19 protein-coding genes and 2 pseudogenes are annotated in these 25,145 nt (G+C 61.6%); 7 read left to right on the top strand and 14 right to left on the bottom strand.

Going from position 1 to position 25,145, the window contains the following annotated elements; translation table 11 throughout:
* Positions 1-103 precede the first annotated feature (103 nt).
* From DLD99_RS22170 to arcD (DLD99_RS22150), 5 genes are all read right to left on the bottom strand, one after another.
* A complete protein-coding gene (locus DLD99_RS22170; RefSeq protein WP_085709636.1) occupies positions 104-466 on the bottom strand; it encodes a DUF5064 family protein in 363 nt (120 codons plus the stop codon).
* A gap of 64 nt (positions 467-530) precedes the next feature.
* Positions 531-1,460: a carbamate kinase gene (gene arcC, locus DLD99_RS22165; RefSeq protein WP_114885056.1), complete on the bottom strand. Its 930-nt coding sequence runs from the start codon at positions 1,458-1,460 to the stop codon at positions 531-533.
* 73 nt (positions 1,461-1,533) lie between these two features.
* Positions 1,534-2,544, bottom strand: a complete 1,011-nt coding sequence (locus DLD99_RS22160; RefSeq protein ID WP_114885054.1) for an ornithine carbamoyltransferase — start codon at positions 2,542-2,544, stop codon at positions 1,534-1,536.
* A gap of 69 nt (positions 2,545-2,613) precedes the next feature.
* Positions 2,614-3,870, bottom strand: coding sequence for an arginine deiminase (gene arcA, locus DLD99_RS22155; protein WP_085709638.1), 1,257 nt, complete (start codon positions 3,868-3,870; stop codon positions 2,614-2,616).
* Positions 3,871-3,903: 33 nt separating this feature from the next.
* Complete coding sequence (gene arcD, locus DLD99_RS22150; protein WP_114885052.1) at positions 3,904-5,331, bottom strand: arginine-ornithine antiporter; 1,428 nt, start codon at positions 5,329-5,331, stop codon at positions 3,904-3,906.
* Positions 5,332-5,768: 437 nt separating this feature from the next.
* On the opposite strand from arcD (DLD99_RS22150), the gene arcD (DLD99_RS22145) reads away from it, so the two are divergent.
* Positions 5,769-7,196 (top strand): arginine-ornithine antiporter, encoded by a 1,428-nt coding sequence (gene arcD / locus DLD99_RS22145; protein WP_085709640.1) that lies wholly within the window; start codon positions 5,769-5,771, stop codon positions 7,194-7,196.
* A complete protein-coding gene (locus DLD99_RS22140; protein ID WP_114885050.1) occupies positions 7,193-8,044 on the top strand; it encodes a DNA-3-methyladenine glycosylase family protein in 852 nt (283 codons plus the stop codon). Before arcD (DLD99_RS22145) ends, DLD99_RS22140 begins: the two co-directional genes overlap by 4 nt.
* Positions 8,045-8,057: 13 nt before the next feature.
* On the opposite strand, the gene DLD99_RS22135 is transcribed toward DLD99_RS22140, so the two are convergent.
* The 9 genes and pseudogenes from DLD99_RS22135 to gap form a co-directional block, all read right to left on the bottom strand.
* Complete coding sequence (locus DLD99_RS22135) at positions 8,058-9,407, bottom strand: CoA transferase (protein WP_114885048.1); 1,350 nt, start codon at positions 9,405-9,407, stop codon at positions 8,058-8,060.
* A 55-nt stretch (positions 9,408-9,462) separates the two neighbouring features.
* Positions 9,463-9,990: pseudogene (locus DLD99_RS29690) on the bottom strand (methyl-accepting chemotaxis protein); the annotation flags it as partial.
* Between the two features lie 378 nt (positions 9,991-10,368).
* A pseudogene (locus DLD99_RS29685) lies at positions 10,369-11,328 on the bottom strand (methyl-accepting chemotaxis protein); the annotation flags it as partial.
* Positions 11,329-11,781: 453 nt separating this feature from the next.
* Positions 11,782-12,177 carry a YbaN family protein gene (locus DLD99_RS22125; RefSeq protein ID WP_085709643.1) on the bottom strand — a complete coding sequence of 132 codons (396 nt, stop codon included), beginning with the start codon at positions 12,175-12,177 and terminating at the stop codon, positions 11,782-11,784.
* 163 nt (positions 12,178-12,340) lie between these two features.
* The gene (locus tag DLD99_RS22115) at positions 12,341-12,937 is read right to left on the bottom strand and encodes a biliverdin-producing heme oxygenase (protein ID WP_085709644.1); all 597 of its coding nucleotides are present in this window, start codon (positions 12,935-12,937) and stop codon (positions 12,341-12,343) included.
* 108 nt (positions 12,938-13,045) lie between these two features.
* Positions 13,046-15,631 carry a TonB-dependent receptor gene (locus tag DLD99_RS22110; RefSeq protein WP_114885044.1) on the bottom strand — a complete coding sequence of 862 codons (2,586 nt, stop codon included), beginning with the start codon at positions 15,629-15,631 and terminating at the stop codon, positions 13,046-13,048.
* Positions 15,632-15,753: 122 nt separating this feature from the next.
* Entirely contained in the window at positions 15,754-16,719 is a 966-nt protein-coding gene (locus DLD99_RS22105; RefSeq protein WP_114885043.1) for a FecR family protein, read from the bottom strand.
* 124 nt (positions 16,720-16,843) lie between these two features.
* A complete protein-coding gene (locus DLD99_RS22100) occupies positions 16,844-17,362 on the bottom strand; it encodes an RNA polymerase sigma factor (RefSeq protein WP_085709647.1) in 519 nt (172 codons plus the stop codon).
* Positions 17,363-17,481: 119 nt separating this feature from the next.
* Positions 17,482-18,483 (bottom strand): type I glyceraldehyde-3-phosphate dehydrogenase, encoded by a 1,002-nt coding sequence (gap, locus tag DLD99_RS22095; RefSeq protein ID WP_085709648.1) that lies wholly within the window; start codon positions 18,481-18,483, stop codon positions 17,482-17,484.
* A gap of 221 nt (positions 18,484-18,704) precedes the next feature.
* Here gap and edd point away from each other — a divergent pair, with 221 nt between their 5' ends.
* The 5 genes from edd to DLD99_RS22070 all read left to right on the top strand — a co-directional run bounded on the left by edd (position 18,705) and on the right by DLD99_RS22070 (position 25,118).
* The gene (gene edd, locus DLD99_RS22090; protein ID WP_011335614.1) at positions 18,705-20,531 is read left to right on the top strand and encodes a phosphogluconate dehydratase; all 1,827 of its coding nucleotides are present in this window, start codon (positions 18,705-18,707) and stop codon (positions 20,529-20,531) included.
* The gene (locus DLD99_RS22085; protein ID WP_114885041.1) at positions 20,528-21,484 is read left to right on the top strand and encodes a glucokinase; all 957 of its coding nucleotides are present in this window, start codon (positions 20,528-20,530) and stop codon (positions 21,482-21,484) included. Before edd ends, DLD99_RS22085 begins: the two co-directional genes overlap by 4 nt.
* Positions 21,485-21,563: 79 nt before the next feature.
* Complete coding sequence (locus DLD99_RS22080; protein WP_025112821.1) at positions 21,564-22,295, top strand: response regulator; 732 nt, start codon at positions 21,564-21,566, stop codon at positions 22,293-22,295.
* Between the two features lie 31 nt (positions 22,296-22,326).
* Positions 22,327-23,754, top strand: a complete 1,428-nt coding sequence (locus DLD99_RS22075; RefSeq protein WP_162803532.1) for an ATP-binding protein — start codon at positions 22,327-22,329, stop codon at positions 23,752-23,754.
* A gap of 104 nt (positions 23,755-23,858) precedes the next feature.
* Positions 23,859-25,118, top strand: coding sequence for a D-mannose isomerase (locus DLD99_RS22070; RefSeq protein WP_114885039.1), 1,260 nt, complete (start codon positions 23,859-23,861; stop codon positions 25,116-25,118).
* Positions 25,119-25,145 lie beyond the last annotated feature (27 nt).

The raw sequence follows: 25,145 nt of genomic DNA, 5'->3' as shown, positions 1-25,145 counted from the left end.
CGAGCTTGCTCGCGAATGCGGTGTATCAGCAATGAAGATATGGACTGACAGAGCGCTTTCGCGAGCAAGCTCGCTCCCACAGGGGGTATGGGGTGAGTTCGGGTCACTCGAAATGCTCGGGATTGACCGGATCCCCGGATTTCATATTCAACTGCGTACGAATGTCTTCAAACATCAGGTCGTAATGCTTGTGCACCGAGCCGATCTGGCTGTGGCTCTTGGGGATGCCGTACTTTTCGGCAATCTGCGTCACGTTGCGCGCGAAGTTGTAGGCCTCTTCCTTGGGCAGAAAGAACGGTTCGTTGACCTCTTTGCCCTGGATGCTTCCAACCAGCCGGAACTGTATCCCTTTGCCTTTTTGCGGATCCTGCGACACCTCGTATTCGAGGCGGATGTTGTAGTTGACGTCATCTTTGGTCAACGCGTGCCGCTCGATGTGCAAATGACCGGGTTCGAACTGGGCCATGGTGTTCTCTCCTTTCAAGGCATGGGAGAAGGGCAGACCTGGAGTCTGCCCCAGCATTTCTTTTTTATCGGTAGGTGATGCCGGGTTTCGAGGTGCTCACCCGCGTACCGGCGGTGCCCTGGACGATGGCTTCGATGTCCGCCAGCGAACCGATTACCGCGACCTTGCCAGTATGGCGTGCAAATTCGCAAGCTGCCTGCACCTTCGGCCCCATGGAACCGGCGGCGAAGCCCAGGCGTTCGAGTTCGTCCGGGTGGGCCTGGGCAATGGCTTTCTCGGTGGTTTTTTTGAAGTCGATGTACGCCGCGTTGACGTCGGTGGCGATCACCAGCAAGTCCGCTTCCAGCTGTTCGGCGAGCAGCGACGAGCACAGGTCCTTGTCGATGACTGCCTCAATGCCTTTGAGGTTGCGCTTCTCGTCGTACATGGTCGGGATGCCGCCACCACCGGCGCAGATCACGATGCTGCCCTTGTCCAGCAGCCACTTGATCGGGCGGATTTCGAAGATGCGCTTGGGTTTCGGGCTGGCCACCACGCGACGGTATTTGTCACCGTCGGCCTTGACCACCCAGCCTTTCTCTTTGGCCAGGCGCTCGGCTTCTTCTTTGGCATAGACCGGGCCGATGAATTTGGTCGGGTCCTTGAAAGCCGGATCCTTGGGATCGACTTCGACCTGGGTGAGCAGGGTGGCGAACGGGACTTCGAAGTCCAGCAGGTTGCCCAGTTCCTGTTCGATGATGTAGCCGATCATGCCTTCGGTTTCGGCACCGAGCACGTCCAGAGGGTAGGCTTCATCGGGTTTATAGGAGAGGCCCTGCAACGACAGCAGGCCGACTTGCGGGCCATTGCCGTGGGCGATGACCAGTTGATTGCCGGGGTGGATCTTGGCGATTTGCTCGGTGGCGATGCGGATGTTGGCGCGCTGGTTGTCAGCGGTCATCGGCTCACCACGGCGGAGCAGGGCGTTACCGCCCAGAGCTACGACGATACGCATAATGCAGTCCTTTCAGAATTCGGTGAGCCTGCGGGGGCAGCCTTTGGCGGCGCCCGCAGGTCAGGGGCAACGCTTACAGATCAGCCAGGGTCGACACCAGAATCGCCTTGATGGTGTGCATGCGGTTTTCCGCTTGCTCGAAGGCGATGCAGGCCGGTGACTCGAACACGTCGTCGGTCACTTCGATGCCGTTGGCCAGGTGCGGATACTGTTCGGCGATCTGTTTGCCGACCTTGGTATCGCTGTTGTGGAACGCCGGCAGGCAGTGCATGAACTTGGTGCGCGGGTTGCCGGTGGCTTTCATCAGTTGTGCGTTGACCTGATACGGCAGCAGTTGCTCGATGCGCTCGGCCCAGGCTTCAACCGGCTCACCCATCGATACCCAGACGTCGGTGTGGATGAAGTCCACGCCTTTGACGGCGGCTTTCGGGTCTTCGGTCAGGGTGATGCGGGCACCGCTTTCTTCTGCGTATTTTTTGCAGCGCTGTACCAGATCATCGTGGGGCCACAGGGCTTTCGGCGCGCAGATGCGCACGTCCATGCCCAGTTTTGCGCCGACCAGCAGCAGCGAGTTGCCCATGTTGTTGCGGGCGTCACCCAGGTAGACGTAGCTGATCTCGTGGATCGGCTTGTCGGCGTGCTCACGCATGGTCAGCACGTCGGCGATCATCTGGGTCGGGTGATATTCATCGGTCAGGCCGTTGAACACCGGTACGCCGGCGAACTTGGCCAGCTCTTCGACGATTTCCTGCTTGAAGCCACGGTACTCGATGGCGTCGTACATGCGACCCAGCACGCGGGCCGTGTCCTTCATGCTTTCCTTGTGGCCGATCTGCGAGGAATTCGGGTCGATGTAGGTGACGTTGGCGCCCTGGTCATAGGCAGCGACTTCGAACGCGCAGCGGGTGCGGGTCGAAGTTTTTTCGAAGATCAGGGCGATGTTGTTGCCCTTCAGGTGTTGCTGCTCGGTGCCGGTGTACTTGGCGCGTTTCAGGTCGCGGGACAGGTCGAGCAGGTAACGCAGCTCACGTGGTGTGTGGTGTTCCAGGCTGAGCAGGTTACGGTTGTGGATGTTGAAAGCCATGATGGATCTCCTTCGGTGTCGGTTATCCCCCTGGCCGCTCTTTGTGAGTCGCGGCCAGGGCTCAGAGTTTTAATAGTCGATCGGGTCGCGGATGATCGGGCAGGTCATGCAGTGGCCGCCGCCACGGCCACGGCCCAGTTCGCCGGCGCTGATGGTGATGACTTCCACGCCTGCCTTGCGCAGCAGGGTGTTGGTGTAGGTGTTGCGGTCGTAGCCGATGACCACGCCCGGTTCCACGGCCACCACGTTGTTGCCGTCATCCCACTGCTCGCGTTCGGCGGCGAAACTGTTGCCGCCGGTTTCCACTACGCGCAGGTTCGGCAGGTTCAGCGAGTTGGCCACGACTTCGAGGAACGTTTTGTTCTCCCGTCGTACGTCCAGACCGTAAGGCTTGCTTTCGTCAGGACGGATGATGAACGGCACGATTTCCTTGACCACTTCCGGGAAGATCGTGACCAGGTCGCGGTCGCAGAAGCTGAACACGGTGTCCAGGTGCATCGCCGCGCGGGATTTCGGCAGGCCGGCGACCACGACTTTTTCCACCGCGCCCTTGGCGAACAGCGACTGTGCGAGTTGGCCGATGGCCTGACGCGAGGTGCGCTCGCCCATGCCGATCAACACCACGCCATTGCCGATCGGCATCACGTCGCCGCCCTCGAGGGTGGCCTTGCCGTGGTCCTTGTCCGGGTCGCCGTACCAGACTTCGAAGTCGGCACCGGTGAAGTCAGGGTGGAATTTGTAGATGGCGGTGGTCAGCAGGGTTTCCTGACGACGGGCCGGCCAGTACATCGGGTTGAGGGTCACGCCGCCGTAGATCCAGCAAGTGGTGTCGCGGGTGAACTGGGTGTTGGGCAGCGGGTCGAGCAGGAAGCTGGAGTGGCCCAGGTAGTCGCGGTACATCTTGATCACGCTGGCGCCTTCGCTGTCCGGCAGATCCTCGCCGGCCACGCCGCCGATCAGGAACTCGGCGAGCTTGCGTGGCTCCAGGCCTTCGAGCCAGCTGCGCACTTCGTTGGTCAGGCCGACGCCGACGGTGTCCGGGGTGATCTTGCGATCCAGAATCCATTTCAGCGCTTCGGGGTTGCCGACGATGTCGGTCAGCAGGTTGTGCATTTCCAGCACTTCGATCCCGCGCTCGCGCATCTTGGTGACGAAGTCGAAGTGGTCGCGCTTGGCCTGATTGACCCAGATCACATCGTCGAACAGCAGTTCGTCGCAGTTGCTCGGGGTCAGCCGCTGGTGGGCCAGACCTGGGGAACAAACCATGACTTTGCGCAGTTTGCCGGCTTCGGAATGGACGCCGTACTTAACTTTTTCCGTGGTCATTTCAGTGATCCTCCAGAGATAAACGTTTGGCAATTACAGAGTCAGGAAGCCGTCGTAGAGACCGTAGGCCGCCACCAGGGCACCCACGACCACCGCGGCGAAAATCAGCTTCTCGACGTTGGTGAAAACCGGTTGTTTGAGTTCGAGCTTGGCCTTGGCGAACAGGATCGCGCCGGGCGCATAGAGCAGGGCCGAGAGCAGCAGGTACTTCACGCCGCCGGCGTAGAGCAGCCAGATCGCGTAGATCAGGGCGATGCCGCCGATGATCAGGTCCTTGCGCCGTTCTGCCGCGAAGCCTTCGTAGCTTTCGCCACGTACCGCCAGCAGCAGGGCGTAGGCCGCCGACCACAGGTACGGCACCAGAATCATCGAAGTGGCGAGGTAGATCAGCGACAGGTAAGTGCTGGCCGAGAACAGGGTGATGACCAGGAACAACTGCACCATCGCGTTGGTCAGCCACAGGGCGTTGACCGGCACGTGGTTGGCGTTCTCCTTGCGCAGGAACTCCGGCATGGTGTGGTCCTTGGCGGCGGCGAACATGATCTCCGCGCACAGCAGCACCCACGACAGCAGCGCCCCCAGCAGCGAGATGATCAGACCGACGCTGATCAGCACCGCGCCCCAGTGACCGACCACGTGCTCCAGCACGGCGGCCATCGACGGGTTCTGCAGTTTGGCCAGTTCCGGTTGGGTCATGATGCCCAGCGACAGCACGTTCACCAGCACCAGGAACAGCAGCACGGTGATGAAGCCGATCACGGTGGCTTTACCCACGTCCGAACGTTTTTCCGCCCGGGCCGAGAAGATGCTCGCGCCTTCGATGCCGATGAACACCCACACGGTGACCAGCATCATGTTGCGCACCTGGTTCATCACGCTGCCCAGGTCCGGGTTTTTCACGCCCCAGATGTCGGCGGTGAAGATGTCCAGTTTGAAGGCGAAGATCGCGATCAGGACGAACAGCAGCAGCGGCACGACCTTGGCGACGGTGGTCACCAGGTTGATGAACGCCGCCTCCTTGATTCCGCGCAGCACCAGAAAGTGCACGGCCCACAGCAGCACCGAGGCACCAATCACGGCGGCAACGGTGTTGCCCTCACCGAAAACCGGAAAGAAGTAGCCAAGGGTACTGAACAGCAGAACGAAGTAACCGACGTTGCCCAGCCAGGCACTGATCCAGTAGCCCCAGGCCGAAGAGAAACCCATGTAGTCGCCAAAACCGGCCTTGGCGTAGGCGTACACACCGCCGTCCAGGTCAGGTTTGCGATTGGCGAGGGTTTGAAAGACGAAAGCGAGGGTGAGCATGCCGACGGCGGTGATGGCCCACCCGATCAGTACCGCACCGACATCGGCGCTGGCGGCCATGTTTTGTGGCAAAGAGAATATCCCGCCACCGATCATTGATCCGACTACCAGGGCAACCAGTGCACCTAGTCGTAGTTTTCCGGGAGCTTCAGACATTGCATGACTCCATTGCAGGAGAGAAGAGTTCACAGCGTAGTTCTGTTGACTGTTCAAACAGCTGACATAGATCAGTGCATGGCCACATTCCATTGTTAATGAATGACTTATGAATCCACTGCAGGCATAAGGCTACTGTCTGGAGGGCCCGTCCCAGAGGCCTTTGGTCGATATGGTTGGGAATGGATCCTATTACTTTCGAGTTATGACGCTAGTTGCTTTTCGGGTTTTGGCAAATTTTTCACATCTGTTTTCAGTACAGAATTGATTTATTAGGATCGGCGCACAAAACTGACTTAACGTGCTAGGCGTTAGCGTCATCCGCTATATATAAGTGGGCGTTTGTTGGCATTACCTGATAAACGTCTTCGACTGTTAGCCGTTTAGTTAATAGTTGTTACAAATAAAACCTCACCACATCTTTCAAGGAGATTTGTATGTCGCAACCGACGCAAAAGCTGCGCCTTGGCGCACTGATCGCCCTGGTGGTGGGTTCGATGATTGGCGGGGGGATTTTCTCCTTGCCGCAGAACATGGCGGCTCGTGCCGACGCCGGCGCCATCCTGATCGGCTGGGGAATCACCGCCATCGGCATGCTGACCCTGGCGTTCGTGTTCCAGACCCTGGCCAACCGCAAGCCGGAACTGGATTCCGGCGTCTATGCCTACGCCAAGGCCGGGTTTGGCGACTACATGGGGTTCTCTTCGGCGTGGGGCTACTGGATCAGCGCCTGGCTGGGCAACGTCGGGTATTTCGTGTTGCTGTTCAGCACCCTCGGCTACTTCTTTCCGGTGTTCGGACAGGGCAACACACCGATCGCCATCGGTTGCGCCTCGGTGCTGCTGTGGGCCGTGCATTTCCTGGTGATGCGCGGGATCAAGGAGGCGGCGTTCATCAATCAACTGACCACCGTGGCCAAGATCGTGCCGCTGGTCATGTTCATCGTCATCGCTGCCGTGGCGTTCAAGGCTGACATCTTTACCCGCGACATCTGGGGTCGCAGCAACCCGAACTTCGGCGGGGTGATGGATCAGGTGCGCAACATGATGCTGGTCACCGTGTTCGTGTTCATCGGTATCGAAGGCGCCAGCGTTTACTCGGCGCGGGCCGAAAAGCGCGCGGATGTCGGCCGGGCCACGGTGATCGGTTTCATCGGCGTGCTGGCGCTGCTGGTGCTGGTCAACGTGCTGTCGCTGGGGATCATGAGTCAGCCGGAACTGGCGACTCTGCAGAACCCTTCGCTGGCGGCTGTGCTGGAACACATCGTCGGGCCGTGGGGCGCGCTGGCGATCAGCATCGGCCTGGCGATTTCGTTGCTCGGCGCGTTGCTGTCATGGGCGCTGTTGTGCGCCGAAATCCTCTTCGCCACGGCCAAGGACAAGACCATGCCGGCGTTCCTGAAAAAGGAAAACGCCAACCATGTGCCGGTCAATGCGCTGTGGCTGACCAACGTGATGATCCAGATTTTCTTGCTGATCACACTGTTTTCCGCCGGTACCTACACCAGCCTGATCTACCTCGCGTCGTCGATGATTCTGGTGCCGTACCTGTGGTCGGCGGCCTATGCGGTGCTGTTGAGCGGGCGGGGTGAAACCTATGAACATGCCTCGGCCGAACGCACCAAGGACCTGCTGATCGGCGGCATCGCCCTGTGCTACGCGGTGTGGTTGCTGTATGCCGGCGGGGTGAAATACCTGCTGTTGTCAGCGCTGCTGTATGCCCCGGGGGTGATCCTGTTCGCCAAGGCCAAACATGAGCAGGGCGAGCCGCTGTTTACCACGATCGAAAAGGGGATTTTTACCTGCGTGATCGCCGGGGCGGGACTGGCGGCCTACGGGTTGTACAGCGGCTTGCTGTCACTGTGAGGCTGCGGCTCGAATACCGGGCGCCCTACGACTGGCCGGCGATGCTCGGGTTTCTGGCGGCGCGGGCTGTGGTCGGGATGGAGGCGGTGATTGATGGCGTGTATTCGCGCAGCATCGGGTTGAACGGTTTGCATGGCACGGTTTCGGTCTGGCCAGGTGACGGCGATGTGCTGGAGGTCGAGCTGGATTTCCCCGATCCGTCAGCGGTTCCCGAGATCATCATGCGCTTGCGTCGGCTGTTCGATCTGGATGCGGATCTGCCGACGATGCAGCGGCATCTGGCGGCGGATCCGCTGCTGGCACCATTGATTGCAGAACACCCGGGGTTGCGGGTGCCGGGCGCGTGGGACGGGTTGGAGCTGGCGTTTCGGGCGGTTCTGGGGCAGCAGATTACCGTGGTCGGGGCGATCCGGCTGGCGGGGAAACTGCTGGCGCAATATGGCGAGCCGTTGCGTTCATCGGTGCCTGGACTGACTCACGTCTTTCCTCGGGCAGCCGTTTTGGCGAACGCCGATCTGGCAACGCTGGGCATGCCGAAAAGTCGCGGGCGCACCTTGTCCGGGGTGGCGCAGGCGTTGCTGGACGATCCGCTGCTGTTTGCCTCCGGAACGGCGCGCTTGCTGGCGCTGCACGGGATTGGCGACTGGACGGCGCAATACATTGCCCTGCGGCAGTTGCGGGATATGGACGGGTTTCCGACCGGGGATGTGGGGTTGTTGCGGGCACTGGAAGTGCTGGAAGGGGAGCGGATGACGGTGCGGGAGTTATCAGCCCGCGCCGAGGCCTGGCGGCCGTTTCGGGGGTATGCGGCGCAGTTGCTGTGGACATCGTCGAGTCGTGCGGATTGATACCCGCACACACTCAAAACCATCGCGGTTGATGTGAACCCAACTCGGTGGCCGGCAATGCCCAGTGCAACGGCGTCCCTCTGATCTTCAATGGCGCTTGCAGCCGATGCGCCGGACCCCAGGGCGTCTGCTCCATCAGCAAACTCCGATCTTTTGCATCTTCCGGGCGCAGCACTTCGTCCGTCCCCGGTTCCTGCTCGATCAACAACTTCGCCGTCCGCGCCAGCGACAATCTTGCCGATCCACCTCGACCACTGCGCAGCCTCTCGGCCAGCAACCTGATCACACTCGCCGCCATCAGATACCCCGTCGCATGATCCAGTGCCTGCACCGGTAGCGGCGTCGGTTTGTCCGCCTGTTTCCAGCGCTGCCCCGCCTCGGCAATCCCGCTGCTCATCTGCACCAGGCTGTCGAAGCCTCGACGGTTCTGCCACGGGCCGCTCCAGCCGTAGGCGTTGAGGCAGACATCGATCAGCCCCGGTGCCAGTTGTCGGCGACGTTCGGCGCCGAAACCGAGGTGTTCAAGCGCATCGGCGCGATAGCCGTGCAGCAGAATGTCCGCGTCCTTTAGCAAACCTTCGAACACCGCACGATCTGCCGGTTGATGGAGCTCCAGTCGTGCACAGCGTTTACCGAGGGTCACTTCCGGCACTACGCCGGGTTCGTTCCAGGTCGGCGGGTCGATGCGCAGGACATTGGCGCCTAGCCCCGCGAGAAAGCGGCTGGCAGTAGGACCGGCGAGTACTCGGGTCAGATCCAGCACCTTGAGTCCGGCTAGCGGTTGTGCCATCGAGCCTTGCCAGAGTTGACGACTTTCATCTTTCCCATCACTGAAATGCACCAAGGGTTCGGCGTTCACCGCCAATCCTTGCGGGTGTTTCTGCCACTGTTCCCAACTGCGCATTTCGGCAGCACAACCCTTGGCATCGACCACCGCTTGCTCCAGATCGGCACTGGCCCATTGCGCGACTTTCGCTGCCATGGCCGCGCGGTCGGCGCAGGCACCGAGCACGCTTTCAGCGGCGGCGCGGTGATGCGGGGCGTTGGTGTGCAGGCGAATCCAGCCGTCCTTCGTTGCATAGTCGCCGGCCACCGGATCCCACAGCGGCGGGACCTCCCAGCCGATCGGTCGCAGTGAGGTCGCGAACCAGAACGAGGCGAGACGGCGGTCAACTTCTACGCTGGGCAGGTGGCCGGTCTGCTGCCGGAGCAATTCGCCGACTGCCTGCCCGGCCGCGGCAATGCTCGCGCAGGCAAGGTCGGTGACAGCAAACGCCGAGGGCAGGGCGCCCTCGGCGGTGAACGGAATCGGCGTGCTGGGCAAGCCGAGTGCGGCTTGAATGGACGTGAGCAGATCAGTCATCGAAGGCCCTCCGGAAGAGGGCCTGATCATAGAACAGATGACGATCGGGGGGAGGTCAGACGCGGAACTGATCCATCAATTTCATCTGCTGGCTGGCCAGAGCATTCAACTGGCTGCTGATCGCCGCCGATTCGGTGGCCTGTTCGGTCAGGGTTTCGGTGACGGTACGGATCGCCGAGACGTTGCGGTTGACCTCTTCGGCCACGGCGCTCTGCTGTTCGGCGGCGCTGGCGATTTGCAGATTCATGTCGCTGATCACCGTAACCGCGTCGCTGATCTTGCCGAGGGCATCCACCGCCTGGCGGATCTGCCCGGCGTTGTTGTGGGCCTGGGTCTGGCTCGAATGCATGGTCGCGACCACGCCACGGGTGCCGGTCTGGATGCGTTCGATCACCACGCGGATTTCCTCGACCGAATCCTGAGTGCGCTTGGCCAGGTTACGGACTTCGTCGGCGACGACGGCGAAACCACGACCGCTTTCACCAGCACGGGCCGCTTCGATCGCGGCGTTCAGCGCCAGCAGGTTGGTCTGTTCGGCGATGCTGCGGATCACCTCCAGCACCGAACCGATCTGCTCGCTGTTGACCGCCAGTTCTTCAACCTCGGTCACCGCTTTGCTGACCTCATCGGCCAGTTGGTTGATGTCGCGGGTGCTGCGCTCGATGATCGACATACCGTCCTTGGCCGACTGATCGGCGCCTTTCGCCGCGTTGGCGGCGTTCGAGGCGCTGTTGGCCACGTCGTGGGCGGTGGCGCTCATTTCGTTGGAGGCGGTCGCAACCTGATCGATCTCGCGGAACTGCACCTGCATGCCTTCGCTGGTCTGGCGGGCGATTTCCGACGACTGATCGGCGGTGCCACGGGCCTCGGTGATGCTTTGTTTGATCTGGGCGATGGTCGGCTGCAGCTTGTCGAGGAAGCGGTTGAACCAGTTCACCAGCTCGCCGAGTTCATCCTTCTTGGTGTAGTTCAAGCGCTGGGTCAGGTCGCCTTCGCCGCTGGCGATGTTCTTCAACATCTCGGCGACGCTGTTGATCGGCCGGGTCACGCCCGAAGCGGTGAGCCAGATCAGCACCAGGCCGATCAGGCCGGCGATCACGGCCACCGCCAACGCGGTCATTACGCCGGTTTGCTGAGCGTCATCAAGCACCGCTTGCAGCTTGACCGAGTCGGCCAGCAGCACTTGTTTCGGCAGGTCGATGACCACGCCCCAGGCCCGGGAGTTGCCGATCGGGTCGACCGGGTACACGGCGCGGATCAGGTCGCCCTGTTCGAGAATCTTCGGTGTGCCGGCGCTCAGCAGTTGCAGGATGTCCTTGCCTTCGGCGCCCAGGGTTTCGGCGATGCCTTTGCCGACTTTGGTCGCGTCGGTGCTGTAGGCGCCGAGCACGCCGCTGCCGGAGACGATCAGCATGTGCCCGGCACCGTTGAACAGTTCGCGCTGGGAGCCCACGGCCGCCGCTTGCAGGGCGTCGAGGGCGATGTCGATGCCGACCACGCCGATGGCCTTGCCGTCCACCAGCAGCGGCACGGAAATGGTGGTCATGAGCATTTCCTTGGTGCCCACGGTGTCGGCGTACGGGTCGAGCAGGCAGGTGCGCTTGTTGTCGCGAGGGCAGGTGTACCAACTGTTGTAGGGTGTGCCGCTGACGCTGAGGGTGGTCTTGGTCATGTCTTCTTCGACCATGATCGTGTTCAGCGCAGAACCGGCGGCGCGACTCCAGTAAGTGGCGAAGCGCCCGGCTTCGTTGGACTGGCGCGCGGCGTCGTTGACGAACTCGCTGTCCTTGCCGTCCAGCCCGTTGGGTTCGAAGGCCAGCCAGATGCCGAGCACCTTGCTGTTGCGCTCGAACGCGGTTTTCAGGCTCAGGTTCAACTCTTCACGCAAGGCCCCGGCGTCCAGCGAACGCTTGGCGGCCATGACGCGCATGTCCTTGATCTGGTCGGCCAGTGCGGTGATCACCAGAAGGCTCTCGCCGAAGGTTTTCTGCACCTGTACCGCCTGTTCGGCCGCCTTGGCCTGCAGCAGGTTCTGCACGCTTGCGGTGAGCATCTTGCTGCTCGAATCGCTGACCAGTTCGTCGTTCTGGTTGGTCTGGTAGATGTTGATGCCGACGATCAGCGCAACCACGCCGAGCAGGCAGAGCCCGGACAGCAGGACGATTTTCAGGCGAATGGACAGGGAGTCGAACATGGGGTGTTCTCGCGAATGAATGAACTGTTGGCTACGGGGCACGTAATTGCCCGGTTCGCCAAATCCATTCAGCGCCATTCATTGCTCATCGGCGCGGGGCGAGGGTGCATGAGGCGCATGCCGACGAACGGTCGCGGCAAAACGTTTGCGCGGGCAAAAGCCCTGAAAAGAAGGAAAAAATCAGGAAATCTTCGGCAGCGATTCCGGGCGTGACCAGATCCACAGGTTGCCCAGGGTCATGCCGGCAATTGCGAGATAGACCGGCCAGCCGTGATCTAGCACCACCAGCATCAGGGTGGCGCACAGCAGCATGCTGACGGTGGCGCTGACCTTGGCCTTGCGGGCGATGATCTTGCCGTTGCGCCAGTTGCTCAGGATCGGCCCGAACAGCCGATGGTTTTCCAGCCAGGCACTCAGGCGCGGCGAACTGCGGGTCGCGGCCCAGGCGGCGAGCAGGATGAACTCGGTGGTCGGCAGGCCGGGCACGACGATGGCGATCAGGCCGATGCCGAGGCTGACGTAGGCGAGCAGGCCGAACAGCAGGCGGGCGAGTCGGGAGGAGGCGGGTTGGGGCATGGGCTCGAAGTGTGTGAGGCGAAACGGGGATTCTACAGATTTGCTCGGTTCCCATGTGGGAGCGAGCTTGCTCGCGATGGCGGTATATCAGTCGACATCTGCATTGAATGTCAGGTCGCAATCGCTAGCAGGCTAGCTCCCACAATGGGGAGTCGGTGTCGCTTCAGGCCGGTTCGGCTTCCGTGGCATAAGCCTGTTCCAGCAGCACGGTGAAGCGGTTGAACGCATCGATCGCGCCTTGCTCCACTTCAGCTTCTTCTTCGGCGCTGAATTGCAGCGAATCGAGGGTACGCACGAAGCTCTTCCAGCCTTCGGCGCGACCGCCTTCAGGCTCGCCCAGGTGACGGGCGCCGAAGGTTTCGCTCAGTTCCAGCGCGACGGCGCGTTTGATCAGGAACGCCGCGCCGAGCTTGGAACCCTCGGACACGAAGATCCAGCCCAGGGCGCGGGCCTTGCTCGGGTTTTTCACCGCACCGGCCACTGGCGCAGGCACTTCGGTGTCCAGGTCCGCAAGGTCGGCCTTGGCCGCTTCAGCGCGGCAGCGGGCCGGCAGGTCAGGGACGATGGCGGTCAGTTCGGCATCGTTGTACAGCGACACCAGTTCCGACTGGAACAGGTACTGCGCGACCACGAAGCGAGCGAAATTGGCGCGAGTCTCGAACGGCGCATGGGCTTTCACCAGCGCATCGAGCTTGCTGTGCGGCTCGTGAGTGATCTGGTTCAGGCGTTGCGAACGCAGGGCTTTTTCCGGGGTGCTCATGAGATGTCCTTGATAAAAGAGGCGCTTGATAACGAGACGAACGGGCAAGCGCGGGACAGTAAAAAAACCTCCCGGCGCGACAATGCACGCGCCGTGAGGTCATCCGGATCAGATATCCCAGACCAGGTTGATCGCGAAGTTGCGACCCGGCTGGGTCAGGCGATCAAGGTTGGCCGGTTGTGTCACCGACGCTTCGCCGACGCTGTCGTAACCGCGCACGTCATCCCACAACCAGTACTTCTTGTCGGTCAGGTTGTAGATGCCGCCGCTGACGGTGACGTCGTCGGTCACCTTGTAGTAGCCGGCCAGATCGAGAATGCCGAAACCCGGGGACTTGAATTGACTGCTGACACCGTCCGGCGACTTGAAGTTGGTGTCGTCGACGCGATCCTTTTTCTTCACCACGGTCCAGCTCAGCAGGCCGCCGTAGTTGTCCTGGTCATAACCCAGACCGAATACGCCGGTCAGCGGATTGACGCTGTTCAACGGCTCGCCGTTGTCGTTGTTGCGTCCGTAGGCGTAGGAAATCGAACCCTGGGTGTACAGACCTTGCGGCGCACCGAAGGAATCCAGGTTCAGACGACCCTTGACTTCGGCACCCTTGATGGTGGCGTGCTTGATGTTGCTGGACTGGAAGGTCAGCTCGCTGTAGCCCGGGGTGACGGCGTCTTCGTTGATGAAATCGCGGTACTTGTTATAGAACACTGCCACGTCGAACGAGCCTTGCTCGAAGTTGCCGCGCAGACCGGTTTCATAGCTTTTGCTCTTTTCCGGTTCCAGGTTCGGGTTCGGCGCCACGTTGTAGCCGGTGGTGCTGTTCTCGAAGCGGCCGTACAACGCTTTCGCGGTCGGGGTGCGGAAGCCTTCGGCGTACTGGCCGTACCAGGTGTAGTTGTCGGTCAGGGCGTAGGTCAGGCCGAATTTCGGCGAGACTTTATGCCAGGTCTTGTTTTCGTCGCTCACCGTGCCTTTGCCGTCGGCGGCCACGGTGTTGAGGAATTCCTGAGTGATGTGTGGCTTGAGCTGCGTGTAGTCGTAGCGCAGGCCCGGCAGGAAGGTCCATTTGTTCCAGCTGATCTGATCCTGGGCGAACAGGCTGTAGGTGTTGATGGTCGGGTCCGGGAAGTCGCTGGATTTCTTCAGCACGTCCGCCGCACTGGTGGCGCCGATGGCGGTGCAGCCGCGACCGACTGCCAGGCACTTGCCGTCGCCGCTGCGTGAACCGGTGACTTTCTGTTGCTTGATCGTGGTGCCGTAGGTCAGCACATGATCGGTGTCACCGATGGCGAATGCCTTGTCCAGTTGCGCATCGAACACCCATTGTTTTTCCTCGTAGATCGTGTCGCGGGTACGCAGCACTTTACGGGTCATCGGGTAGTAGAACTCTTCGGTGCTCTGGTCGGTCTTGGCGACCTGGTGGTTGAGGCTCCACTTCACGTTGTCGGCCAGCAGACTGTCGAGGGCGAAGCTGTGCTCCAGGCCGAAACGCTCGCGGGTGACGGTGTCGTTGCCGGTACGCCACTGATACATGCCGCCGGGCAGCATGCTGTTGGGGATCGTCGGAGCGCCATTGAAGAACGGGCCGCCGTAAGCACTTTTCTGATCGGTATCGCGATCATCCTTGTACTTTTCGTAGGTCAGGCCCAGACGCGAACCTTCGCTGTAGTTCCAGCCGATCTTGGCCAGCACGTTGGAGGCCTTCACGTCCTCCGGGTTGGCGGCAGTGCGGCCCAAGCCCGTACCGTTGTTGCTGCCGTAGGAATCGGTTTCATGACCGTCGCGCTGGCTGTAGTGCAGCAAACCGTCGAACTGCTCGGCGCGACCGGCGACGGTGGCAGATTTCAGCCAGCTGTCGTCGGCGGAGCTGTAACCGGTTTTCAGGCGGGCACCGACGTCTTGGCCGGGCTTGATGATGTCGTCCGGGTCGAGGGTGTAGTAGCTGACCGCGCCGCCGATGGCGTTGCTGCCGTACAGCACCGAGGCCGGGCCGCGAAGGATTTCCACGCGTTTGACGATTTCCGGATCGACGTAGTTGCGCTGGGTCTTGGCGTAAGGGCCGTTGAAGAAGCCGTCCGGCACTTCGACACCATCCACTTGAGTCAGGATGCGGTCACCGTCGATGCCGCGAATGTTGTAGCCGCTGATACCGCCGCGCTGACCGGCACCGCCGACGGACACGCCCGGCTCGTAGCGCACCAGATCCTTGATGGTATTGACGTTGTTGCGGTCCAGATCCTGACGCGTCTGCACGGTGACGGTGGCCGGTACGCTGTTGACCGATTGTTCCTGACGGGTGGCACTGATGGTCACCTGATCGAGGTTGAGCGCGCCGCTGTTGCTGCGCTTTTCCAGTACGACGTTGTTGTTGCTCAGCTTGCGGAAGCTCAGGTTGGTCCCCACCAACAGACGCTCCAGGGCTTTTTCCGGTGGCAGCGAACCGCGCACGCCCGGCGACGACACGCCTTTACCCAGTTCGGCCGGCAAACCGACCTGCCAGCCGGTGACGGCGGTGAACGCGTTGAGCGCCGACACCAGCGGTTGCTGGCTGATGGCGAACGAGTAATCGCCCATGTTGCGTGCCGGTTGCTCGGTGGCGGCCATCAACGGCGCGGTGCCGGCCATCAGGATGGCGGCGGTCAGCAACGACAGCACGCGGGAAGGGGAAGAAGTCTGGCGGGTAAGGCGTGAGGACATCGATAGCGCTCCGTGTCGCACGAATCTTTATAGGTGCTGATTCACGTCTGAAGATGCGAATCAATTGCATTGGCTATAACGAGACGAACGAGCTTTGACTATCGAGTAAAAATAATTCTCATTTAGTTCAGAATCACCAGCGCCGGGAATTCCTGAAGCTTGGCCGAGGTGATGTGAGCGAGCGAGCGCACCACGTCCAGCGGCTGGTCGAGACGGTAATTGCCGGTGACGGCGACATCGGCCAGATGTTCGTTGGTGTTGATGATGAAGCCCGGGTAGTAGCGGCGCAGTTCCGCCAACACCTGATTCAGCGGGCAGTTTTCGAAGATCAGCCGGCCCTGCACCCACGCCAGATCGGTGGCGGCGTCGACCTTGGCCGGGCGGTCGAAACCATTCGGGCCGATGCGGATGCTTTCTCCGGCGGACAGCCGCACTCGGGCATCGTCACGGGTCGCCCGCAGATCGACATCGCCGCGCTGTACCCGAACCTGCGCCACGCCGTCCAGATAGCGCACGGCGAACGCGGTGTCGCGCACGCTGGCCTTCACCGGCCCGGCGTCGATTTCCAGCGGCTGGCTGCGGTTGGCAGGAATCTCGAAAAACGCTTCGCCCTGATACAGTCGCGCAACGCGTTGGCGATCATTGATCGTGCTGGAGAAGGCGGAATTGGTGTTGAGCAGGACTTTCGAACCGTCCTCCAGCTGCAAACGTTGCCGCTCGCCGACCACGGTCAGGTGATCGGCCTGCAGACGCATCGGCAGGTTGCTGAAACTGAACAGACCGAGGATCAGCACCGCGGCGGTGGCCAGCGGTTTCCAGTGTGGGCGCAGGCGTGTGAGGACGGTGGCTTTCTTCGGTCTGGCCGCGAGGTCTTGCGCGCACTGGGCGATTTGCGGGCCATCCCAGATCGCCTGGGCCTTGGCGAACGCCTGGGCGTTCAACGGATCGGCCGCCAGCCAGGCATGAAACTGCCGGGTCTGCTCCTCGTCCGGGCTGCCGAGCACGATGAGCCAGTCCAGAGCCTGGTCCATTGCGTTGGCGGCGTCCTGCGCCGTGTCGGGCGAAGGAGGGCGGTGAGTGTCCGTCACGGTGTTTCCTCGGCAGTGTCTGTGCACGGCTGTTTTTTTAGTGAAGCGTAAAAGTCGGGCAAGGGTAACAAAGGCCGATGATCAGTGCAGGTGATCCTGGCTCTTACAGAAAAAACCTACAGCATCAGTCGCCATTCAAGCGCTCGGCGACACCGATGCAAATGGTCATGATCAGTTTGAGTTCTTTCTGCACCGTACTGAGGGACACGCTGAGTTCTTCGGCGATTTCCTGATAGCTGTGCCCGTGCAGGCGGCTGAGGATGAAGATTTGCTGCTGACGGGGGCTGAGTTCACCGAGGCTCACGTTCAGGCGCTCCAGCAATTGTTCGGCGTGGGCGGCGTCTTCGGCGCTGCTGGCGGGGGCGGCGACGCTGTGCACTACGTCCTGTGGTACGTCGTCGACCATGGTGCGTGAGTGAATCTTGCGCGCACGCAAGTGGTCCAGCGCCAGGTTGCGCGCGGTCTGGAAGACAAAGGGTTCAAGGTGATCGATGGCCCGTTCGCTCAGCGCCCGCGTGACGCGCAGGTAGGTTTCCTGCAACAGGTCTTCGGCGGTGCTGTGGTTGTTGACCATGCGTTCCAGCGTTCGCAGCAGTGAAGTGCGCTGGGCGAGGAAAACGTGATTGAACTGCGACTGACTCACGGGAGGACCTGATCCATTTCGAGCGAATGATAATGCTTATCATCCGCCCGAGTGGTCAAGTGTTGATTTGTCAAAGGTTGGTAAAGCCATTACCCGCTGACAAATCGGCGGCAGCGGTTTTATTCCGCGTTGCACAGCGCCAGGCAGTTATCGAGCATGCGGTTGGAGAAGCCCCACTCGTTGTCGTACCAGGCCAGCACTTTCAGCAGTTTGCCGCTGGATTTGGTGTGGTTGGCGTCGAAGATCGACGACAGCGGGTTGTGGTTGAAGTCGCTCGATACCAGCGGCAGGGTGTTGTAGCCGAGGATTTTCGAATGCTGGCTCGCGGCTTTCATCAGCGCGTTCACTTCATCGGCCGAGGCTTCGCGCTTCAGCTGCACGGTCAGGTCAACCAGCGACACATTGATCACCGGTACGCGCACGGCCATGCCGGTCAGCTTGCCTGCCAGTTCCGGCAACACCAGGCCCACGGCTTCGGCAGCGCCGGTCTTGCTCGGGATCATGTTCTGTGTGGCGGAACGGGCGCGGTACGGATCGGTGTGATAAACGTCGGTCAGGTTCTGGTCGTTGGTGTAGGCGTGAATCGTGGTCATCAGACCGCTTTCGATGCCCAATTCGCGGTGCAGCACCTGGGCCACCGGGGCCAGGCAGTTGGTGGTGCACGAGGCGTTGGAAATGATCTGGTGCGACTGGCGCAGGATGTCGTGGTTCACGCCATAGACGACAGTGGCGTCGGCACCCTTGGCCGGGGCCGAGATGATGACTTTGCGCGCACCGGCAGTAATATGCGCGGCGGCTTTGGCCCGGTCGGTGAACAGACCGGTGCATTCGAACACCACATCAATCTTTTCCGCCGCCCAGGGCAGCTCGGCCGGGTTGCGGATGGCGCTGACCGAAATACGGTCACCGTTGACGGTCAGACTCTCGTTGTCGTGCGCAACTTCAGCATCGAACGTGCCGTGAACGGTATCGTATTTGAGCAAGTGCGCATTGATCGCGCTGTCGCCCAGATCGTTGATGGCGACGATCTGCAAATCCTGTCGATAGCCTTGGGTATACAGTGCGCGCAGGACATTACGGCCGATGCGGCCAAAACCATTGATTGCGATTCGAAGAGTCATTGAACAGCGCCGCCGTCGTTTTGTTGTTGGAATTACAAGATTATTCGCATAAAAATAGAAAACAAGCCTTTTTAGTGGCAATATTTTGTTTTATCTACAACGAGTGACCTGAATCAACTGGTCCGAATGGTCAAGGAAACCGCCCGTCATCCCATGCGTGCGGGCGCTTTGGTCAGCATAGACAATCAGGTCGCCACATCCGTTAGCCTGGAGTTCTACACATGCATCCCCGCGTTCTTGAGGTCACCGAACGGCTTATCGCCCGCAGCCGCGCCACGCGTCAGGCTTACCTTGCACTCATTCGCGGCGCCGCAACCGACGGGCCGATGCGCGGCAAGCTGCAATGCGCCAACTTCGCCCATGGCGTGGCCGGGTGTGGCAGCGAAGACAAGCACAGCCTGCGGATGATGAACTCGGCGAACATCGCCATTGTTTCGTCTTATAACGACATGCTTTCGGCGCACCAGCCGTACGAAGTCTTCCCGGAGCAGATCAAGAACGCCCTGCGCGAAATCGGCTCGGTCGGCCAGTTCGCCGGCGGCACGCCTGCCATGTGCGACGGCGTGACCCAGGGCGAGCCGGGCATGGAGCTGAGCCTGCCGAGCCGCGAGGTGATCGCGATGTCCACGGCGGTGGCGCTGTCCCACAACATGTTCGACGGCGCGCTGATGCTCGGCATCTGCGACAAGATCGTGCCGGGGCTGATGATGGGCTCGCTGCGTTTCGGTCACCTGCCGACGATCTTCGTGCCGGGCGGGCCGATGGTCTCGGGGATTTCCAACAAGGAAAAAGCCGACGTGCGGCAGAAGTACGCCGAAGGCAAGGCGACCCGCGAAGAGCTGCTGGAATCGGAAATGAAGTCCTACCACAGTCCGGGCACCTGCACCTTCTACGGCACCGCCAACACCAACCAGTTGCTGATGGAAGTCATGGGCCTGCACTTGCCGGGCGCTTCTTTCGTCAACCCGAACACGCCGCTGCGCGAGGCCCTGACCCGCGAAGCCGCGCATCAGGTCACGCGCCTGACCAAACAGAACGGCAACTTCCTGCCGATCGGCGAAATCGTCGACGAGAAGGCGCTGGTCAACTCGATCGTCGCGTTGCACGCCACCGGCGGCTCGACCAACCACACCCTGCACATGCCGGCCATCGCCATGGCGGCGGGCATTCAACTGACCTGGCAGGACATGGCCGACCTCTCCGAAGTCGTGCCGACCCTGAGCCATGTCTATCCGAACGGCAAGGCCGACATCAACCACTTCCAGGCGGCGGGCGGCATGTCGTTCCTGATCCGCGAACTGCTGGAAGCCGGCCTGCTGCACGAAGACGTCAACACCGTGCTCGGCCACGGTTTGAGCCAGTACACCAAGGAACCATTCCTCGATAACGGCAAACTGGTGTGGCGCGAAGGCCCGACCGAGAGCCTCGACGAAAACATCCTGCGTCCGGTGGCCCGTGCGTTCTCGGCAGAGGGCGGCTTGCGGGTGATGGAAGGCAACCTCGGTCGCGGCGTGATGAAGGTGTCCGCCGTGGCGCTGGAAAACCAGATCGTCGAAGCACCGGCCATGGTGTTCCAGGATCAACAGGATCTGGCCGACGCTTTCAAGGCCGGTTTGCTGGAGAAGGATTTCGTCGCGGTGATGCGCTTCCAGGGCCCGCGTTCCAATGGCATGCCGGAACTGCACAAGATGACGCCGTTCCTCGGTGTGCTGCAGGATCGCGGCTTCAAGGTCGCGCTGGTGACTGACGGGCGCATGTCCGGCGCCTCGGGGAAAATCCCGGCGGCGATCCACGTCAGCCCCGAAGCTTATGTCGGCGGCGCTTTGGCTCGCGTGCAAGAGGGCGATATCATCCGCGTCGATGGCGTCAAAGGCACCCTGGAACTCAAGGTGGACGCCGCCGAATTCGCAGCGCGCGAACCCGCCAAAGGCCTGTTGGGCAACAACATCGGCAGCGGCCGCGAACTGTTTGGCTTCATGCGTTTGGCCTTCAGCTCGGCAGAGCAGGGCGCCAGCGCCTTCACTTCTGCCCTGGAGACGCTTAATTGAAACTGGCTTTGGTCGGTGACATCGGAGGCACCAACGCGCGATTCGCGTTGTGGAAAGATCAGCAGCTCGAATCGGTGCAGGTGCTGGCCACGGCCGACCATGCCAGCCCGGAAGAGGCGATCAGCCTCTATCTGAGCGGGCTCGGCCTGGCGCCGGGCGCCATCGGTTCGGTGTGCCTGTCGGTGGCAGGTCCTGTCAGCGGCGACGAATTCAAGTTCACCAACAACCACTGGCGCCTGAGCCGCAAGGCGTTCTGCCAGGCGTTGCAGGTCGAGCAGTTGCTGCTGGTCAACGACTTCTCCGCGATGGCGCTGGGCATGACCCGTTTGCAGCCCGGCGAATTCCGCGTGGTCTGCGAAGGCACGCCGGAGCCATTGCGTCCGGCAGTGGTGATCGGTCCGGGCACCGGCCTGGGCGTCGGCACCTTGCTCGATCTGGGCGAAGGCCGGTTTGCCGCGCTGCCGGGGGAGGGCGGTCACGTCGATCTGCCGCTGAGCAGCCCGCGTGAAACCCAGCTCTGGCAACACATCCACAACGAAATCGGCCACGTCAGTGCCGAGACCGCGTTGAGTGGCGGCGGCTTGCCTCGGGTGTACCGGGCGATCTGCGCGGTGGATGGCCACGAACCCAAACTCGACACGCCGGAAGCGATCACCGCAGCCGGCCTCGCCGGTGACCCGATTGCCCTGGAAGTGCTGGAGCAGTTCTGCTGCTGGCTCGGTCGTGTGGCCGGCAACAATGTGCTGACCACTGGCGGTCGTGGTGGGGTGTACATCGTGGGTGGCGTGATTCCGCGCTTTGCCGATTTCTTCCTCGAAAGCGGTTTCGCCCGCAGCTTCGCCGATAAGGGCTGCATGAGTGATTACTTCAAGGGGATTCCGGTATGGCTGGTGACGGCGCCTTACTCGGGTCTGGTCGGTGCAGGAGTCGCGCTCGAACAATCCGGTAAATGAACATTCCCACGCCGAGCGTGGGAACCCTCGGCACATCAGGCATAATCCGCCCAATTCCAACAACAAGGATGCCTTCGAAGTGAGTTCAGTCAACAAGTCGATTTTGTTGGTCGATGACGACCAGGAGATACGCGAGTTGCTGGAAACCTACCTGACCCGCGCGGGTTTTCAGGTACGGGCCACGGCCGACGGCGCCAGTTTCCGCCAGGCGCTGAACGAGGCGCCGAGCGATCTGGTGATCCTTGATGTGATGCTGCCCGATGAAGACGGCTTCAGCCTGTGCCGCTGGGTGCGCCAGCATCCGCGTCAGGCTCAGGTGCCGATCATCATGCTCACCGCCAGTTCCGACGAGGCCGATCGGGTGATCGGTCTGGAGCTGGGCGCCGACGACTACCTCGGCAAACCTTTTAGCCCCCGTGAGTTGCAAGCGCGAATCAAAGCCCTGTTGCGCCGTGCCCAGTTCGGTCAGGAACGCAGTGGCAGCGAGGTGCTGGCGTTCGATGAGTGGCGGCTGGACATGGTCAGCCATCGGCTGTTTCACACCGACGGCGAGGAAGTGATTCTGTCCGGCGCCGACTTCGCCCTGCTCAAGCTGTTCCTTGATCACCCCCAGGAAATCCTCGACCGCGACACCATCGGCAATGCCACCCGTGGCCGCGATCTGATGCCCCTCGATCGTATCGTCGACATGGCGGTCAGCCGCTTGCGCCAGCGTCTGCGCGACACCGAAAAACCGCCACGGCTGATCCGTACCGTGCGTGGTAGCGGCTACCAACTGGCAGCCAATGTGGTTGCCGGCAATGGTCACTGAGTTCCTGCGCAACACCGCGCGCAAAGTGCCGATGCCGCGTTCGCTGCTTGGGCGGATGCTGCTGCTGACGTTGCTCGCGGTGTTGTTCGCCCAGACGCTGTCCAGCGTGATCTGGGTTTCCCAACTGCGCGCGACCCAGCTCGAAGGCCTGGTCACCAGCGCCCGCAGCCTCGCCCATTCGATGACCGCCAGCGTCAGCTATTTCCGCTCGTTGCCGGTGGCTTACCGACCGTTGGTGCTCGATCAGTTGCGCAGCATGGGCGGCACCCGATTTGTGGTAACGCTGAACGACAAACCGCTGGGCATGGAAGTGTTGCCGGTTACACCGCGCAAGGCAGCGGTGCTTCAAGCCGTGGATGAAGTACTGCGTCAATCTCTGGGTCAGGACACCGACATTCTGGTGACCTTCGTCAGCCCCGATGACCTGCGGATCTTCAACGCCGGGTTGAAACTCGACGAGCTGCCACGCTCCTGGGCGCACTACGCGCTGACCCTGGAACCGGTGAATCCGCCGGTGCTGGTGACCCAGATCCAGTTGGCACCCGGTGAATGGCTGTACATCGCCTCGCTGTTGCCCGAGCCCTACACCAGTCTTGAAGAGCAGGGCCTGCCGACCCAGCAGGTTTGGTTCATCGTCTTCACCAGCGGTTTCCTGTTGCTGTTCATCGGTCTGCTGGTGCACTGGCAGAGCCGGCCACTCAAGCGTCTGGCGCGAGCGGCGCGGGACTTGTCGCTGGGTGCCGACGTCGAGCCGGTGGCCGAGGGCGGCGGCAGCGAAGTGGTGGAAGTGGGCCGCGCCTTCAACACCATGCGCGAGCGCATCAGCCGTTACCTGACCGAGCGCAGTCAGTTGTTCAGCGCGATTTCCCATGACCTGCGCACGCCGATCACCCGCCTGCGACTGCGGGTCGAACTGCTGGAAGACGAACAACTGCAAACCAAGTTCGGCCGTGATCTGGATGAGCTGGAGCTGCTGGTCAAAGGCGCGCTGCAATGCGTCAAAGACACCGACATCCACGAAAACATCGAGCCGGTGGATCTGAACCATGTGCTCGACTGTCTGGTGGAGCCGTATCTGGCGCCCAACGGCAATGGCCGCGTGACCCAGCAGGGACGGGCGCTGGCGGCGTATCCGGGCAAGCCATTGGCGTTGAAGCGCTGCATCGGCAACCTGATCGACAATGCGTTGAAGTACGGGCAGAACGCTCATCTGCATATCGATGATGACGAGAGTGCGTTCGTGCTGCATGTCGACGATGAAGGGCCGGGTGTGCCGGAACAGCGGCTGGAGCAGGTGTTCGAACCGCACTTTCGGTTGGCGGGGCAGCAGCAGGGGTATGGGCTTGGATTGGGGATTGCCCGCAATATTGCCCATAGTCACGGGGGGGAAGTGACGTTGCAGAATCTGCGTGAGGGTGGATTGCGCGTGACCCTGCAATTGCCGCGTTCGGCGGATTGATCTGAATGTCACCGGCCGGTGACAAAACCTGCCCCCTTCGTTACAAGCCAACACCGGCCCGTTGTTTAGACTGCCCGCAGTCATAACAACAAAAAAGGCCTTCCATGGATCACTTCAATCCGGGCTTCAGCAGTTGGCTGAACGCCCCTGCCCACCAGCAATGGCTCGCCGATGAAGGCCTGCGCCTGCTGGCATTTGCCAAGGCTTCGCGATTGCCCGAAGGTTTCGGCAATCTTGATGAGCGCGGCCAGCTCCAGGTCGGCGCGCAAGCCGAAACCATGAACACCGCCCGCATGACCCACAGCTTCGCCATGGCCCACATTCAGGGCCTGCCGGGATTCGCCGAGCTGGTCGATCACGGCATCCAGGCGTTGCGCGGCCCGTTGCGCGATGCGCTGCATGGCGGCTGGTTTGCCGTCGCCGAACACCGCGACGGCAACACCGGCAAGAACGCCTATCTGCATGCTTTCGTGGCCCTCGCGGCCAGTTCCGCCGTGGTCGCCCAGCGCCCCGGCGCGCAGGCGTTGCTGGATGACGCCATCGACATCATCGACACGTATTTCTGGAGCGAAGAAGAGGGCGCCGTGCGCGAATTCTTCAACCGTGACTGGCGTGAAGAAGAAGCCTATCGCGGCGCCAACAGCAACATGCACGCCACCGAAGCGTTTCTCGCGCTGGCCGATGTCACCGAAGACCCGCGCTGGCTGGTGCGTGCGCAGCGCATCGTCGAGCGGGTGATCCACGGTCACGCCGCTGCCAACGATTATCTGGTAATCGAGCATTTCGACCGAAACTGGCAGCCGCTGCGCGAATACAACCAAGACAATCCCGCTGACGGTTTCCGCCCGTACGGCACCACGCCGGGCCACGGTTTCGAGTGGGCGCGGCTGTTGCTGCACCTCGAAGCGGCGCGGGTCCAGGCCGGCATGCTCACGCCGGGCTGGCTGGCCACCGATGCGCAAAAGCTGTTCGAGAACAACTGCCGGCATGGCTGGGACGTCGATGGCGCCCCGGGCATCGTCTACACCCTCGACTGGGACAACAAGGCCGTGGTGCGCCATCGCCTGCACTGGACCCACGCCGAAGCCAGCGCCGCCGCCAGTGCCCTGCTCAAACGCACCGGCGATGCGCAGTACGAATCCTGGTACCGGCTATTCTGGGAATTCTGCGAAGCGAATTTCATCGACCGCTGCGACGGCAGCTGGCATCACGAACTCGATCCGCAGAACCGTCCAAGTGCCGATATCTGGGCGGGTAAACCGGATCTGTATCACGCCTGGCAGTCGGTGCTGATTCCGCGTCTGCCGCTGGCGCCGAGCATGGCGACTGCGCTGGCACAGTTGTCCCGGCCCGTTCCTGTGTAACCATGCGGTGACATTTGCGCGTCCCTT

Origin of the sequence: Pseudomonas kribbensis, assembly GCF_003352185.1 — a bacterium.
In the GTDB taxonomy this organism is placed as follows: Bacteria; Pseudomonadota; Gammaproteobacteria; order Pseudomonadales; family Pseudomonadaceae; genus Aquipseudomonas; species Aquipseudomonas kribbensis.
Note: the sequence above shows the minus strand (reverse complement) of the source record. Positions and strands in the feature narration are given on the sequence as shown.

Bases quoted from the DNA above. Each gene is read 5' to 3' on its own strand.
- DLD99_RS22135 (WP_114885048.1), bottom strand. From the start codon at position 9,407: ATGACTGATCTGCTCACGTCCATTCAAGCCGCACTCGGCTTGCCCAGC.
- arcA (WP_085709638.1), bottom strand. From the start codon at position 3,870: ATGACCACGGAAAAAGTTAAGTACGGCGTCCATTCCGAAGCCGGCAAA.
- arcD (WP_085709640.1), top strand. From the start codon at position 5,769: ATGTCGCAACCGACGCAAAAGCTGCGCCTTGGCGCACTGATCGCCCTG.
- DLD99_RS22075 (WP_162803532.1), top strand. From the start codon at position 22,327: ATGCCGCGTTCGCTGCTTGGGCGGATGCTGCTGCTGACGTTGCTCGCG.
- gap (WP_085709648.1), bottom strand. From the start codon at position 18,483: ATGACTCTTCGAATCGCAATCAATGGTTTTGGCCGCATCGGCCGTAAT.
- DLD99_RS22160 (WP_114885054.1), bottom strand. From the start codon at position 2,544: ATGGCTTTCAACATCCACAACCGTAACCTGCTCAGCCTGGAACACCAC.
- arcC (WP_114885056.1), bottom strand. From the start codon at position 1,460: ATGCGTATCGTCGTAGCTCTGGGCGGTAACGCCCTGCTCCGCCGTGGT.
- edd (WP_011335614.1), top strand. From the start codon at position 18,705: ATGCATCCCCGCGTTCTTGAGGTCACCGAACGGCTTATCGCCCGCAGC.
- DLD99_RS22170 (WP_085709636.1), bottom strand. From the start codon at position 466: ATGGCCCAGTTCGAACCCGGTCATTTGCACATCGAGCGGCACGCGTTG.
- DLD99_RS22125 (WP_085709643.1), bottom strand. From the start codon at position 12,177: ATGCCCCAACCCGCCTCCTCCCGACTCGCCCGCCTGCTGTTCGGCCTG.
- DLD99_RS22110 (WP_114885044.1), bottom strand. From the start codon at position 15,631: ATGTCCTCACGCCTTACCCGCCAGACTTCTTCCCCTTCCCGCGTGCTG.
- arcD (WP_114885052.1), bottom strand. From the start codon at position 5,331: ATGTCTGAAGCTCCCGGAAAACTACGACTAGGTGCACTGGTTGCCCTG.
- DLD99_RS22115 (WP_085709644.1), bottom strand. From the start codon at position 12,937: ATGAGCACCCCGGAAAAAGCCCTGCGTTCGCAACGCCTGAACCAGATC.
- DLD99_RS22070 (WP_114885039.1), top strand. From the start codon at position 23,859: ATGGATCACTTCAATCCGGGCTTCAGCAGTTGGCTGAACGCCCCTGCC.